Consider the following 14,757-nt stretch of genomic DNA (forward strand, 5'->3'; position numbering starts at 1 on the left):
CCACGGCCACGTCGCCCCGGGAACAACGACTGATGTCCGCCCTCTTCTCCAGAAGCGCGCTTCTGGCAGCCATGACCCTTGCCCTGGCCTCCCCGGCTTATGCCGACGACCAGACCGACAACGCGACCACGCCTGCATCCACGACACCCCAGAAGGACGACAAGAAAAGCGTCGCCCTCGAGGCTGTCAATGTCGTGTACTCCACGACCAAGACGGAAACTCCGGCCGTCGAGATCCCGCAATCGGTAAGCACCATCACGCCTGATCGCATGCAGCTATATGGCATGCAGGGCCTGGACGAGGCCGTCCGTTATCTCGCCGGCGCGGTGGGTGGCAGCTATGGTGCCGACCCGCGCAGCGACTGGATTCTGGTGCGCGGTTACGACCCCGCCAAATTCCTCGACGGCCTGGCGCTGCCCAATGGCGACTGGACCGCGGATTCGCGCATCGAGCCGTATGGCCTCGAGCGCGTCGAAGTGAACAAGGGCCCGTCGTCAGCCATGTATGGCCAGTTGCCACCCGGCGGCATGATGGACATGACGAGCAAGCGCCCCAGCCTGGATGCTCCGCACGAAATCATCGCGACCGTGGGCAGCTTCGGTCAGAAGCAACTGGCTGGCGATACCGGCGGACAGCTCGACAGCGACGGCCACTGGCTGTGGCGTTTGGTAGCGCTGGCCCGGCAAGGCGACTCGAACATCAAGCATTCGAAGGACGACCGCTACTACTTCGCCCCCAGCCTGACCTGGCAGCCCGATGACAACACGTCGTTCACGCTGCTGCCGCGCTACCAGCGCGCTCTGTCGGATGGCGTGGGTGGCTTCCTGCCGTCGCAGGGCACGCTCTACCCCAACCCGAACGGACAAATTCCGCGTGACGTGAATCCGGGCGAGCCGGGATACGACCACTACTGGAAAACCGACGAATCGATCGGTTACGCCTTTACGCATCGCTTCAACGACACCTGGTCGTTCCGTCAGGACATGCGCCTGCAGAATGAAAAGGTGGACCACCGCTCCATCGGCAGCCTGGGCTTGCAGGACGACCTGCGCACGCTCAACCGCTACAACTATCCGTTGGTGGATCACGCCAACGTGTTCGCCGTGGACAACCAGGTCGAGGCCAAATTCGACCAGGGCAACGTGCAGCACAACGTGCTGATGGGCGTGGACTATCTGCACAGCCACAACGACTACAAGTCGGGTTATGCCTCGGCCCCGCCGATCGATATCTTCGACCCGATCTACGGGCAGCCCATCGCACCCGCGCCGTACACGTATCACACCAACAGCCTGCTGGAGCAATTGGGTGCGTACGTGCAGGACCAGATCACCATCGGCAAATGGGGCATCGTCGCCAGCGGCCGCGAGGACTGGGTCAGCAACGACGTGAAAGACCTGATCGCCAACACGCGCGACAAGCAAAACGACAACGCGTTCTCCGGTCGCCTGGGCGTCAACTACACCACCGACATCGGGCTGGTGCCGTACGTCGCCTACTCCCACTCGTTCAAGACCACGGTGGGCACCACGTTTGACGGCAACGCATACAAACCGATCACTGGCGACCAGTACGAAGCCGGCCTCAAGTACCAGACGCCCGACGGACGTACGCTGATCACCGGCGCCGTTTACCAACTCACGCAGAAGAACTCACTCACGGTCGACCCCGACCACTTGTTCTTCTCGTTGCAGCAAGGCCAGACGCGCACGCGTGGCGCAGAACTCGAAGCGAACGTGGCCGTGACGGACCACCTGAGCATGACGGCCGCGTACGCCTACACGGACGCCAAGGTCACCCACGCCAACGACGCCACACTCGGCAAACAAGTGGCACTGGTGCCCAAGCAGCAGGCATCACTATCGGCTGACTACGGTGTCCACGAGGGCGTACTCGCCGGCCTGGGTTTTGGCGGTGGCGTGCGCTTTATCGGCGATCACTACGGCGATGCGTTCAACCAGTTCCATACCGGCGGCTACACACTGTTCGACGCCAATGCGCACTACGACATTCAGAACTGGCGCTTCCAGGTCACGGCGGCGAACCTGTTCGATCGTGAGTACGTATCTGCCTGCAACAGCGCCATCTGGTGCTATTACGGCTACCCGCGTGAGATCACCGTTTCCGCCCGTTATCGCTGGTAACCCGCCGTGATGTCCCGCCGCGATCAGCGCGGCGGGTACGTCTGTTATTTCCCGAGCAAGTGTGGCATCACGTCGTTCAATGCCGAACGCAGCCAGTCCATGTCCAGCCCGGGATCGCGCGCTGCGCGCACGGCCAGGCCTTCGAACAGGAAGGTCAGCACTAGCGAGCGCTGGCGCGCCAGCTCTGCTGACATACCAAAACCACCGTCGGCCACCGGCCGCATCAAGATCGCCTGCATCTCGGTACAGAACAGCTGATCGGTCTGGTGCATGGCCTTCGCCACCGCTTTGTCGCGCGTGGCCTCTGCGCTGGCCTCCAGAAACAGCGCAGCATTGGTGATGCGCATGTCGGGCTTGGGATGCGTCCAGGTGTCGAACGTCTCCACCAGCATCTCGGTCATGTCCATCGATGCGTTGAAGGCGCGCATGTCCTCCAACTCGATCTCGGTCTGGCGCTCGATGATGGCCAGCACGATGGTGCTCTTGTTGGGAAAGTAGCGATAGATAAGTCCCGCGCTCATCCCGGCCGCTTCAGCGATGTTGGCCATGCTCGCTGCGTGGAAGCCGTATTTGACGAAGCAATGCTGCGCAGCCGCGAGGATGCGCTCGCGTTGTTCCCTGGCACGTTCGCTCAGGGGTTTGTCGTCGGATGTCTTGCGTTGACTCATGGTGCTCGTTCGTTCCAGCCGCCTCCCAGCACTTTATACAAAGTAACCCGGTTGGTCTGCTCGGCCAGTCGCGTCGCAATAAGTTGCTGCTGCGCGCTGTACAACGAACGCTGCGTCACCAGCGACTCCAGGTAGCTGTCGCGCCCCGCACGGTAACGAGCCTTCGACAGTTCGTCCGCTCGTGCCGCCGCACTCTCCAAGGCCTCCTGCGCCTGGCGTTGATCGGCCAGCGTGCGGGTCAGCACCAGCGCGTCGGCCACTTCGCGAAAGCCGGTCTGGATTGCCTTCTCATACTGCGCCAACGCAATCTGCTGGTCGGCCTTGGCGCCCGCCAACTGTGCGGTGAGTCGACCGCCCTGGAAGATCGGCACAGTGATCTGCGGCATGAAGGTCCATGTGCCGCTGCCGCTCTTGAATAGACCGGAGAGATCGTTGCTGACCGTCCCCACGCTGCCAGTGAGCTGGATGGAAGGGAAAAAAGCCGCACGCGCCGCGCCGATATCCGCATTCGCCGCACGCAGCAAGTGCTCCGTCTGCAGAATGTCCGGCCGGCGCAACAGCACGTCGGAAGGCAGGCCTGCCGGCAATGCCCCCAACATGGTGACATCACCATCCAACCCGTCAGGCAGCAGTGCATCGTCCAACTGTGCGCCCACCAACAGACGCAGCGCGTTGGTGTCCTGCGCCACCAGCCCCGTGTAGCGAGCCATATCGGCGCGCGCACTTTCCACCGTAGTCTGCGCCTGGCTCAGATCCAACTGGGAGGCTGCGCCCAGGGCGTGCCGCTTGCTCGTAAGCTCGAACGAGACTTCCTGATTGTCACGCGTGGCCTGGGCCACCTTCAGCGACTCCTGATCCGCCGCCAGCGTGAGGTAGGCGTTGGCGACCTCCGCGATCAGGCTCAGTTGCGTGCTGCGTCGCGATTCATCCTGGGCCAGGTAGCGCTCCAGTGCGGCATTGCTCAGCGAGTTCACGCGACCGAACAGATCCAGTTCGAAGTTGGTTGTGCCCAGATCGGCGCGGTATTGCTCGCTCAACGGCTGACCACTCACGCCGGTGCGTGTCGACTGGCCAGTGACGTTCACCGACGGCACACGGTCGGCGCGCTGGATGCGGTACTGCGCGCGCGCCTTCTCCACGTTGAGCACAGCCACGCGCAGATCGCGGTTATTGTCGAGCGACAGCTCGATCAAGCGCGCCAGCTTGGGATCGGTGAAGAACTGGCGCCAGCCGATGTCCTCCGCGCGACCCGGCTCGGCGGCGGTGGCTTCCGGCAAGGGCCACGACGCCGGGATACCCGCCTGCGCCGCGGGCAGCTTGGGTGCCATGCTCACGCAGCCGCCGAGGGCCAGGGCAATGGCCGCGCAGCACGCGGCCAGGATGGGCTTACTCATGGATGGTTTCTCCCGCCGCCGGCATGTCGCTGACCGGAGCTATTTTCTTGCCGAACACGCGCCGCACCATCACGAAGAACAGCGGTACGAAGAAGATGCCCAGCGCCGTGCCGGCTACCATGCCGCCCAACACGCCGGTGCCAATCGCGCGCTGCGCACCCGAACCTGCCCCGCTGGCGAGCGCCAGCGGCAACACGCCCAGACCAAAAGCCAGCGAGGTCATCAGGATGGGACGCAGACGCGTACGCACCGCCAGCAACGTCGCGGCGATCAGGTCCATGCCCTTCTCCAGGTTCTCCTTGGCGAACTCCACAATCAGGATGGCGTTCTTGCTCGACAGACCCACCGTAGTAAGCATCGCGACCTGGAAATACACATCGCGATCCAACCCTGCGAGATACGCCGCCACCACCGTGCCGAGGATGCCCAGCGGCGCCACCAGCAGCACGGACGTGGGAATCGTCCAACTCTCGTACAGGCCGGCCAGACACAGGAACACCACCAGCACGGACAGCGTGTACAACAGCGGCGCTTGTGCTCCGGCCTCACGCTCCTGATACGACTGGCCGGTCCATTCCATGCCAACGCCACGCGGCAATTTCGCCACCAGCTTCTCCACCTCCGTCATGGCATCACCCGAGCTCACGCCCGGCGCAGCCTCGCCGTTGATCTGCATGGCGGAGACACCGTTGTAGCGCTCAAGACGCGGCGAGCCGAAATCCCAACGTGTGTTGGCAAAGGCGCGGAACGGCACCATCGCGCCGCTGGCGTTACGCACCGACCACTTTTCGAAGTCTTCCGGCGCCATGCGGAACGGCGCGTCGGCCTGCACGAACACACGCTTTACGCGGCCGCGATCCATGAAGTCGTCGACGTACTGACCACCCCAGGCCATCGTCAAGGTGTCGTTGATGTCGCCAATGGCGAGGCCCTGCGCTGCGGCCTTGCGGTAATCCACGTCGATGCGGAACTGCGGTGTGTCGTCCTGGCCATTCGCACGCACATTGGCCAGCAGCTTGCTCTGGGCGGCTGCCTGCAGGAACTGATTACGCGCCTCCACCAGAGCCGCATGGCCGAGGCCGGCGTTGTCCTTCAGGTAGAAATCGAAGCCCGCTGAGTTGCCCAGCTCCGGCACGGCCGGCGGCGCGAAAGCGAACACCATCGCTTCCTTGATCTGGCTGAAAGCGCCCATGGCGCGCCCGATCACCGCATCCAGGCTCAGGTCGGCCTTGTGGCGCACGCTCCAGTCCTTCAACTGCACAAAGGCCATGCCCGTATTCTGGCCGGCACCGGCAAAACTGAAGCCCTGCACCGAAAACACCGAATCGACCGCCGGATCGTCCATAAACTGCTTTTCCACGCGTGCCATCACGTGGGCAGTGCGCTCGGTGGTAGCACCTACCGGCGCCTGCACAATGGTGAAAGCAAAGCCCTGGTCTTCCATCGGCAGGAACGAGGTGGGCAGGCGCAGAAACACCACCACCATCGCCGCGCTCATCGCTACGAACACCAGCAGGAAACGCCGGCTGCGCGCGATGATGCCGCCCACGCTGCGCTCGTACTTCAGCGTGCCCTGGTCGAACTTGCGATTGAACCAGCCAAAGAAGCCACGCTCGGATACGTGGTGACCTTTGGCGATAGGCTTGAGCAAAGTTGCGCACAGCGCCGGTGTCAACACGAGAGCCACCAGCACCGACAAGGCCATCGACGACACAATGGTCACCGAGAACTGGCGATAGATCACACCCGTGGAACCGCTCAGGAATGCCATCGGCACAAACACCGCCGACAACACCAGCGCAATGCCCACCAGTGCGCCGGTGATCTGCGTCATGGATTTGCGCGTGGCTTCGAGCGGCGACAATCCCTCCTCGCTCATCACGCGTTCGACGTTCTCCACCACCACAATGGCGTCGTCCACCAGCAAACCGATGGCCAGCACCATGGCGAACATGGTCAGCATGTTGATGGAGTAACCCATGGCCGCGAGCACACCAAACGTACCCAGCAGTACCACCGGCACGGCGATGGTCGGGATCAGCGTGGCCCGGAAGTTCTGCAAGAACAGATACATCACCAGGAACACCAGCACGATCGCTTCCAGCAGCGTCTTGATCACGCCCTTGATCGACACTTTCACGAACGGCGTGCTGTCGAACGCGATCACCGACTTCACGCCGCGCGGGAACGAGGGCTCCATCTGCTTCAACGATGCCTGCACGCGCTCCGCTGTTGCCAGCGCATTGGCACCGGAGGTGAGTGAGATTGCGATACCGGTGGCTGGCTTGCCGTTGAACTTGCTGGTGAAGCCATAGTCCTGCAGACCCAGCTCCACGCGCGCCACGTCACCCAGCGTCAACACCGAGCCATCGGTGTTGCTGCGAACGACGATGTTGCGGAACTGCTCCGGCGTCTGCATGCGCTGTTGCGCAATCACCGTGGCGTTGAGCTGCTGGCCTTTCACCGCGGGGTTGCCGCCAATCTGACCCACGGCCACCTGTTGGTTTTGGGCGCGCAACGCCGTCACCACTTCCGCGGGTGTCAGTTTGTAGGTATCGAGCTTGTTCGGGTCCAGCCAGATACGCATGGCGTACTTGGAGCCGAACACTTCGATATTGCCCACGCCTTCCACACGGCTGAGCGGGTCCACCACGTTGGCAGAGACAAAATCGGAGATGTCTTCGCCATCCAGACGTCCATCCTCGGATACAAAGCCCACCACCATCAGGAAGCCGGAGCTGGACTTGACCACGTTAATGCCCTGCTGCTGCACGATCTGCGGCAGCAGCGGCGTGGCGAGCTGCAGCTTGTTCTGCACCTGCACCTGGGCGATATCGGGGTTGGTGCCGTTCTCGAAGGTGAGCGTCACCTGCACCGAGCCATCGGAATCGCTGGTGGCGGACATGTAGATCAGGCCGTCCAGGCCTTTCATGTTCTGCTCGATGATCTGCGCCACCGAGTCTTCCGCCGCCTGAGCGGAGGCACCCGGGTAGTTGGCGTTGATGGTCACCTGCGGCGGCGCGATCACCGGATACTGCGAGATAGGCAAGCGTGTCAGCGACAACGCACCCGCAAGCATGACGATGATGGCGACGACCCACGCAAGGATGGGGCGATCGATAAAAAACCTGGCCATGGGTAGAAGTCCTTAGTGGGCCGTCGATGCCTGTGCCGACGCGCCAGGCGCGCCAGCTGCAGCAGGTGCGCCCGCTTCAACCGCGTGTACCGGCATGCCGGGCTGGATCATCTGCAACCCTTCCACGATCACCCGGTCACCCGCCGACAAACCGCTCTCGACCAACCACTGGTCGCCGATGGTGCGGCTCACCTGCACGTCGCGCAGCGCGGCCTTGCCGTCCTTGTCCACCAGCATCACGGTGGCACCGCCCTTGGGGTCGCGTGCGATACCGGCCTGCGGCACCAGTAGCGCCTTGGGATTGGTGCCCTTGTCCAGCACGGCGCGCACATACATACCGGGCAACAGCGCATGCTCGGGATTGGGCACGATCACACGCAGCGCGAAGCTGCCCGTGGTGGGGTCCACGCTGACGTCAGAAAACTGCAGCTTGCCCTCGTGCGTATACGGGGTGCCGTCCTCCAACAGGATCTTCACTGGCGTGCCGTCCGACTCCTTCAGCGCCCCTGCAGCGATCTGCTTGCGCAGCGCCAGCAACTCGCCACTGGACTGGGTGACGTCAACGAACACCGGATCCAACTGCTGCACGCGCGCCATCGGCTCGGACTGGTTGGCCGTGACCAACGCACCCGGCGTGACGCTGGACTTGCCTATGCGGCCGGTGATCGGCGACACGATGCGGGCGAAGGCGAGCGTCACGCCGGTGCTTTCCACCGATGCCTGTGCCGCCGCTACGTCCGCCTCGGCTTGTTGCCATGCCGCGGTGGCGTTCTCGTTGTCTTGCTTGCTCACCGCATCGATGCGCGCCAGCTCGCTGGTGCGCTTGGCGTTGAGCTGCGCGGAGTACAGCGCCGCCTTGGCCTTGGCCAACGCCGCCTTGGCGTTGTTGTTATCGGCGCGGTATTGCGCGTCTTCCAACTGATAGAGCGGCTGCCCCGCCTTCACCATCGCGCCCTCTTCGAAAAGGCGCTGCTTGATGATGCCATTCACCTGTGGCCGCACCTCGGCGATCAGGAAGGCATTGGTGCGTCCTGGCAGTTCGCGGGTGACGGTGACCGGTTGAGGCTTGAGCGTCACCACCGTAACTTCGGCCGGGCCACCCTGGGGTGCCTCGGCCGAGCCCCTGCAGGCAGCCAGCAGCAGCGTGGCGGAAACCAGGGCGCCCCCCAGAAGTGGGCGCAAAAATTTACGTGCGAGCGACATGGCGGGGGCCTTGTACCCGTGGGGACGGGTAGTTTAGAAATGAGGGTGAATGATCATTCTCATTTTTGAACCCAAGGGTTAGTTTAGTCAACCCTGGCAGAAGTCACTCATGACTGGCTCGAGTTACCTCGGGTTAATTACCTGATTAAACAGGTAATAGGCGTACGCGATGATGTGGGCTCGCCGCCAACGGCACTTGGGCAGACCCGCGAACGCACGCGCCCGGTGCCGCGCCAAACGCATGCACCGGGCGCTACGGCCGGTAGATCGACCGGCCTTCCCAAGCGTCGCTAAAAAATGCGATCCAGAGTATCCAGGCAACCGCTCAGCGCTCGCCCTGTCCCCGCTGTGCCCCGACGCCACCACCCTGTGTGCCCGCTGTTTCATCCACCGGCGTACCCATCGCCTGATACAGCGCTGCCGTATCCATCAGGCGTGTCGCCGTAGCCTGAATCGCCTGCACCCGAGCATTCTGCCAACCCGATTCGCTGGCGAGCGTCGAGGGATAGGACGCCGAACCCAGCCGGTAGCGTCGTTGCGCATCGTCGAACGACTGGCGCGCGGAGACTTCGCCGTTCTGTGCTGCGCGCAGCGCCAACGCGTCCTGATCGAGTGCAGTGAGCGTGTCCGCCACGTTCTGGAACGCACCCAGCACGGTTTGCCGGTACTGCGAAATGGATGCTTCGTAGCTCGCGACCGCTGCATTGCGTTGCGCCCGCAGCGCGCCGCCGTGGAAGATCGGTTGAGTGATTCCCGCAGTAGCGCCCCAGATCGTCCCCGCGCCGGTGAATAGCTTGGCGCTGTCGAATGCGCCCGTGCCCAGCGAAGCCGTCAGCGAGAAATGCGGAAACATATTGCCGGTGGCGACACCGACCTGTGCAGACGCCGCGCGCACCGCTGCTTCCGCCGCCAGCACGTCAGGTCGCTGGCTCAGCAGATCGGAAGGCACCAGCACCGGCACCTCGGCGGGCAAGGTCAGGCTGGCCAGTGACAACGGCGCAGGCGCCTGGTCCGGCGTGCGCCCTAGCAGTACGGCGAGCGCGTGGCGTTCGTGCAGCGCCTGCGCACGCAGGCCAGGCAGGCTGGCATCGATGGAGGCGGCGCTGCGTTGCGAGGCGAGCACGTCTTCCTGCGCTACCGCACCGAGCTTGTGCGCCTTCCCGGCCAGGGCCATCTGTTCGCGCGCAAGCGCAGAGAGCCGTTCGGTGGCACTCACCTGCTCCGCCAATGCCGACACCCGTACGGCGGTGATCACGATATTTGCAGCCAGTGCCCGCTTAGCGGCATCGAACTGATAGGACTGCGAGTCCACCTGCGCTGCTGCCTGCTTCACTTCGTTGCGGGAGACGCCGAACAGGTCGAAGTCATAGCTCAGTTGCAGTTGTCCCGCGTAGACGTCGTAGATGTTGGTGGGCCTGCCGAAATTCGGCAGGCCCAGCGCACGCTGGCGACCCACCTGGCTGGCGGCGTCGAACGAAGGCCACAGCGCGTCACCCACTTGGGCGCGATATTGCTGGCGCACTGATTCCAACGTGTGGCGTGCGGCGTCCAGTGAAGGGCTGTGCTGCAGGCCTTCATCGACCAGCGCATCCAGTTCGCTCGAACCGTAAGCCTTCCACCATTCCGGCACGGCGCGCGTACCCAGGCTGAACTTTTGCGCCACGCCCGCGGCTTCCGCACTGGTGGGGGGTGTCGGCGTGGCGGTGTAGCTGGCAGGTTCCGGTGCCTTTGGCGGCCGCGCTGGCGGTGCAAACGAACAGCCGGCCAATGCGACGGCCACACCCAGCGTCACCATGCGTAGAGGAACAGAGCGCATCATGGGGCGATCTCCTTCGGCGTTTCGTCAGCACGCACGCGGTACCACACGGCGTACAACGCCGGCAGATAGAACAAAGTGAGCACGGTCGCTACGGTGATACCACCCATCAGCGACGTAGCCATCGGGCCGAAGAAGTTGCTACGCAACAGCGGGATCAGCGCGAGCACCGCGGCAGCGGCCGTGAGCGTGATGGGTCGGAAGCGGCGCACGGTGGCGCCCACAATGGCCTCCCAGCGCGAATGGCCGTCGCGGATGTCCTGCTCAATCTGGTCCACCAGGATCACCGAATTGCGCATGATGATGCCGAACATGGCGATGGTGCCCAGCATCGCGACGAAGCCGAATGGCTGGCGGAACACGAGCAGCGACACGATCACGCCGATCAAGCCCAAAGGTGCGGTGAGTACGACCATGAAGGTGCGGCCGATACTCTGCAGCTGGATCATCAACAGCGTCAGCACGGCAATGGCGAGCAGCGGCATCTGTGCGTTGATGGAGCCCTGCGCCTTGGCGTTCTGCTCCACCGAACCGCCCACTTCGATGCGATAGCCCACGGGCAACTGGCTGCGCAGCTCACTCAGCTTTGCGTCAATGGCGTTGGTGACGTCCAAGCCCTGCGCGCCGTTGCGCGTGTCGGCCTGTACGTTGATCGATGGCTGGCGATCGCGCTCCCAGATCACGCCATACTCCAGCCCATAGCGCACATGGCCGAGCTGGGCGAGTGGAATTGCCTGACCATTGGCCGTGGGCAGCGCAAGCTGTTCGATCTGGTCCGGATGCACGCGCTCGTTCTTGGGCGCGCGCAGGTCAACCGCGATCAACTTATCCCGCTCGCGGTACTGCGTGACCGTGGTACCCGACAGTGACATCGCCAGGAAATTGGCCACATCCTGCGAGCTGACACCCAACTGGCGTGCCCTGGCCTGATCGATCTCGAAACGCACCGAGCGCTCAGCCGGCTCGTCCCAGTCGAATTGCACGTTGCGCGTGCGTGGGTCTGCGCGCATCACTGCGGCGACTTTCTCGGCGATACCGCGCACCGTCGCAATGTCGTCGCCATCGATGCGGAACTGCACGGGAAAGCCCACCGGCGGACCGTTCTCGAGACGGCTGACGCGAGTACGCACGGCGCTGAAATCACGTGACAGCACACCATCGAAGTAACTCGCCAGCGCCTCGCGCTTCTCCACATCTTTGGCGGTTACCACGAACTGCGCGAAGTTAGGCTGTGCCAACTGCTGATCCAGCGGCAGATAGAAACGTGGCGCGCCGCTGCCTACGAAGCTGACGTAGTTGGCGACGTCTTTGCGATCCTTCAGTACGTTTTCCATGCGCTTGACCTGGGCCAGCGTGGCCTCGAACGACGCGCCTTCCGGCAACCGCAGATCGACAAGCAACTCTGGCCGATCCGAACTCGGGAAGAACTGCTTGGGCACCAGCGCGAAACCGGCCATCGACACCACAAAAAAGGCCACCGTCACCACCAATACCGGCACGCGATGCTTCAGACAGGCGTCGAGCATGCGGCGGAAGCGTTGGTAAAACGCGGTCTGGTAGATGTCGATGTCGCCACCGTGCGTCGGCGCGACCAGCGCCTTCGCACGACGTGCATCGCGCCAGCGTGTTGGCAGAAAACGCGCCCACCACTCGTCGCCCGGCTTCGTCCGCGCGTGATGCTCGGGCAGCATGTGATAGCCCAGCAGCGGGATCACGATCACCGCCGCCAGCCATGACACCAGCAAGGCGATGGCGGAGACCTCGAAGATGGATCGGGTGTATTCGCCCGTGCCGGATTTCGCCAGCGCTATGGGCAGGAAGCCGGACACCGTCACCAGCGTACCGGTGAGCATGGGAAACGCGGTACTGGTGTAGGCAAACGCGGCGGCGCGCAGGCGACTCCAGCCTTGCTCCAGCTTCACCGACATCATCTCCACCGCGATGATCGCGTCGTCCACCAGCAGACCCAAGGCCAGCACCAGCGTACCCAGCGATACCTTGTGCAAGCCGATGCCAAGCAGCTCCATGCACAGCGCCGTCGCCGCCAGCACAAACGGAATGGAGATCACCACCACCATGCCCGTGCGCAAGCCCAGGCTGAGCAGGCTGACCAGCAGCACGATGCCGACGGCTTCGGCAACCGACTCAAGGAAGTCATCGACCGAATGCGACACCGCGTGCGGCATGCTGGTCACTTCGTTGAGCTTGAGGCCAGCAGGCAGGCGCTTCTGCAGGTCCACCGTGGCCTTGTCCAAGGCCTTGCCCAGGTGGACTACGTCGCCGCCGGGCTGCATGGTGATGCCAATGCCCAGTACGTCCTTCGACATGAAACGCATCTGTTGCGTCGGCGGATCGTCGTAGCCGCGCCGGATGGTGGCCACGTCGCCCAGACGGAAGCTTTGGCCATTGACGCGCAGCAGGGTGTTCTCCAATGCAGCAACGTCACTGAACTGCCCCGTGGGGCGTACAAACACGCGATCGTCGCCGGTGGTGATGACCCCGGCTGAGGCCACGGCATTCTGCTCGTTGATGGCCTGCGCGATCTGTTGCGGCGTGATGCCCAACTGAGACAGGCGCGCGTTGGCGATCTCGATGGTGATGCGCTGGTTCTGGTCGCCCAGAAAATCCACCTTGCCCACGCCCGGTACGCGCAACAACTCGGCGCGCAATTGATCGGCGTAGTCGTGCAGTTGCGCCGGCGAGAAACCATCGCCCTCCAGCGCGTAGATGTTGGTGTAGACGTCGCCGAACTCGTCGTTGAAGAACGGCCCCTGCACGCCCGGCGGCAATTGCGTGGCAATGTCGCCCACTTTCTTGCGTACCTGATACCAGGTATCGGGCACGCTGGAAGCCGGAGCGGAATCCTTGATGTTGAAGAAGATCAGCGATTCGCCCGGACGCGAGTAACTGCGCAGGAAGTCGATCGACGGTGTTTCCTGTAGCTTGCGCGAGATGCGGTCGGTGACCTGCTCCTGCACCTGCTTTGCATCTGCGCCGGGCCAGAACGTCTGCACCACCATCACCTTGAAGGTGAACGGCGGATCTTCCGACTGCGACAGCCGGCTGTACGACAGCATGCCGAACACCGCGACCATCACCATGACGAAGAACACCAGCGACTGATGCCGCAACGCCCAGGCCGAGAGATTGAAGCGACCTTCCTCGTGGGGGGCCGGGGCCGTCATAGCGGGCGGTCCTCGGGATGCGGCGGATCGATCGGCGCAACCTTCTCGCCGGCACTGACCGTGTGCACGCCTTGCATCACCACGCGCTCACCGGCCTTGATGCCATTGCTTACCAACACGTCGTGCTCGCCGTAACGCAGCACCGTCACGGGGCGAAGCTCCAGCGTCATATCTGACGGACGCACCACCCACACGGCCGGTTGCTCGCCCTGATGGAACAACGCGGTGGCCGGCAGGCGTACGGACGGGCTGGTCTGCGCCGAGATCTGTAGCGCGACCGCAGCTGTCATGCCCAGGTGCACCTGCGGCCCGACATCATCCAGACCCAGTTTGACGCGGTAGGTGCGACTGACCGGATCGGCGGCTGGTGCGATGTCACGCACGTGCGCCGTCAGCGCTTTGCCATCCGCCGGGGAAAGAACGACGCTCGCCGACTGGCCCGACTTGATCTCACCGATGCGGCTTTCGGGCACGTCCACGAACACGTCCCGCTCGCCCGACCAGGCAAAGCCGAACACGGCCTGGCCCGCCGCCAGCACCTGCCCTACTTCCGCCTGTTCGCTGGTGATCGCGCCATCGCGGTCGGCTACCAAGCTGGTGTAGTGATGCTGGTTCTGCGCCAGTTCGAGCTGCTGGCGGGCTTGTACCTGGTTAGCCAAGGCGGAGGTATAGGCATCGCGCGTCTGCTCCAACTGCAGTTGGCTGATCAGGTTTTCCTTCGCCTGCGCTTCGTCGCGATCGCGCTGCTGGGTGGCGAACACCAGCCGGTGCTCAGCCGCGTCCAGAGCGGCGCGCGCGGCAGCTTCGTTCTTGCTGGCGTCGGCATCATCGAGGCGTGCAAGCACCTGCCCCTTCTTCACGCTGTCGCCCAGGTGCGCCTCGCGCGACACCAGTTGGCCAGGCACGCGGAAGGACAACGGCATCTCGTAGCGCGCGTGGATGTCGCCAGGAAAGCGCAGCACGTTAGCGCCGTCCGCCGCCGAGGCCGGCAAGGCGATGACAGGGCGCGCCGCTTCGGAGTCATGGGCGGATGGGCCACAGCCAGACAGCAAGGCCAGCGCTGCCGCCATGCCAAGCCACGCCGCGGATCTGCGCGCGAAACCGCGCACGGGGAAGTCGGGAAGGTTCACGAGCCGTTCCTGATGGGGATGGGGGATTCAGGTGCGCCAGCTCCGCCGGAACACCCTTCATACGCCGATGAACTCTAATAC

8 protein-coding genes are annotated in these 14,757 nt (G+C 63.7%); 1 reads left to right on the forward strand and 7 read right to left on the reverse strand.

Annotated features, from left to right (window positions below; genetic code table 11):
* The first annotated feature begins 32 nt into the window (after positions 1-32).
* Positions 33-2,144, forward strand: coding sequence for a TonB-dependent siderophore receptor (locus tag DyAD56_RS19290; protein ID WP_102304461.1), 2,112 nt, complete (start codon positions 33-35; stop codon positions 2,142-2,144).
* A 44-nt stretch (positions 2,145-2,188) separates the two neighbouring features.
* Here the strand turns inward: DyAD56_RS19290 and DyAD56_RS19295 are convergent, their stop codons facing one another.
* From DyAD56_RS19295 to DyAD56_RS19325, 7 genes are all read right to left on the reverse strand, one after another.
* A complete protein-coding gene (locus DyAD56_RS19295) occupies positions 2,189-2,812 on the reverse strand; it encodes a TetR/AcrR family transcriptional regulator (RefSeq protein ID WP_102304462.1) in 624 nt (207 codons plus the stop codon).
* Positions 2,809-4,206 (reverse strand): efflux transporter outer membrane subunit, encoded by a 1,398-nt coding sequence (locus DyAD56_RS19300; RefSeq protein WP_102304463.1) that lies wholly within the window; start codon positions 4,204-4,206, stop codon positions 2,809-2,811. Before DyAD56_RS19300 ends, DyAD56_RS19295 begins: the two co-directional genes overlap by 4 nt.
* On the reverse strand, positions 4,199-7,342 hold the full coding sequence (locus DyAD56_RS19305) for an efflux RND transporter permease subunit (RefSeq protein ID WP_102304464.1): 3,144 nt from the start codon (positions 7,340-7,342) through the stop codon (positions 4,199-4,201). The genes DyAD56_RS19300 and DyAD56_RS19305 overlap by 8 nt, the downstream gene beginning before the upstream one ends.
* A gap of 12 nt (positions 7,343-7,354) precedes the next feature.
* Positions 7,355-8,545, reverse strand: a complete 1,191-nt coding sequence (locus tag DyAD56_RS19310; protein ID WP_102304465.1) for an efflux RND transporter periplasmic adaptor subunit — start codon at positions 8,543-8,545, stop codon at positions 7,355-7,357.
* 325 nt (positions 8,546-8,870) lie between these two features.
* Entirely contained in the window at positions 8,871-10,364 is a 1,494-nt protein-coding gene (locus DyAD56_RS19315; protein ID WP_233202658.1) for an efflux transporter outer membrane subunit, read from the reverse strand.
* On the reverse strand, positions 10,361-13,546 hold the full coding sequence (locus DyAD56_RS19320; RefSeq protein ID WP_102304466.1) for an efflux RND transporter permease subunit: 3,186 nt from the start codon (positions 13,544-13,546) through the stop codon (positions 10,361-10,363). The genes DyAD56_RS19315 and DyAD56_RS19320 overlap by 4 nt, the downstream gene beginning before the upstream one ends.
* On the reverse strand, positions 13,543-14,676 hold the full coding sequence (locus tag DyAD56_RS19325) for an efflux RND transporter periplasmic adaptor subunit (protein WP_233202660.1): 1,134 nt from the start codon (positions 14,674-14,676) through the stop codon (positions 13,543-13,545). Before DyAD56_RS19325 ends, DyAD56_RS19320 begins: the two co-directional genes overlap by 4 nt.
* Positions 14,677-14,757 lie beyond the last annotated feature (81 nt).

Origin of the sequence: Dyella sp. AD56, assembly GCF_002878475.1 — a bacterium.
Classification (GTDB): Bacteria; Pseudomonadota; Gammaproteobacteria; order Xanthomonadales; family Rhodanobacteraceae; genus Dyella.

Coding starts and splice junctions, on each gene's coding strand:
- DyAD56_RS19290 (WP_102304461.1), top strand. CDS start 33: ATGTCCGCCCTCTTCTCCAGAAGCGCGCTTCTGGCAGCCATGACCCTT.
- DyAD56_RS19295 (WP_102304462.1), bottom strand. CDS start 2,812: ATGAGTCAACGCAAGACATCCGACGACAAACCCCTGAGCGAACGTGCC.
- DyAD56_RS19300 (WP_102304463.1), bottom strand. CDS start 4,206: ATGAGTAAGCCCATCCTGGCCGCGTGCTGCGCGGCCATTGCCCTGGCC.
- DyAD56_RS19305 (WP_102304464.1), bottom strand. CDS start 7,342: ATGGCCAGGTTTTTTATCGATCGCCCCATCCTTGCGTGGGTCGTCGCC.
- DyAD56_RS19310 (WP_102304465.1), bottom strand. CDS start 8,545: ATGTCGCTCGCACGTAAATTTTTGCGCCCACTTCTGGGGGGCGCCCTG.
- DyAD56_RS19315 (WP_233202658.1), bottom strand. CDS start 10,364: ATGATGCGCTCTGTTCCTCTACGCATGGTGACGCTGGGTGTGGCCGTC.
- DyAD56_RS19320 (WP_102304466.1), bottom strand. CDS start 13,546: ATGACGGCCCCGGCCCCCCACGAGGAAGGTCGCTTCAATCTCTCGGCC.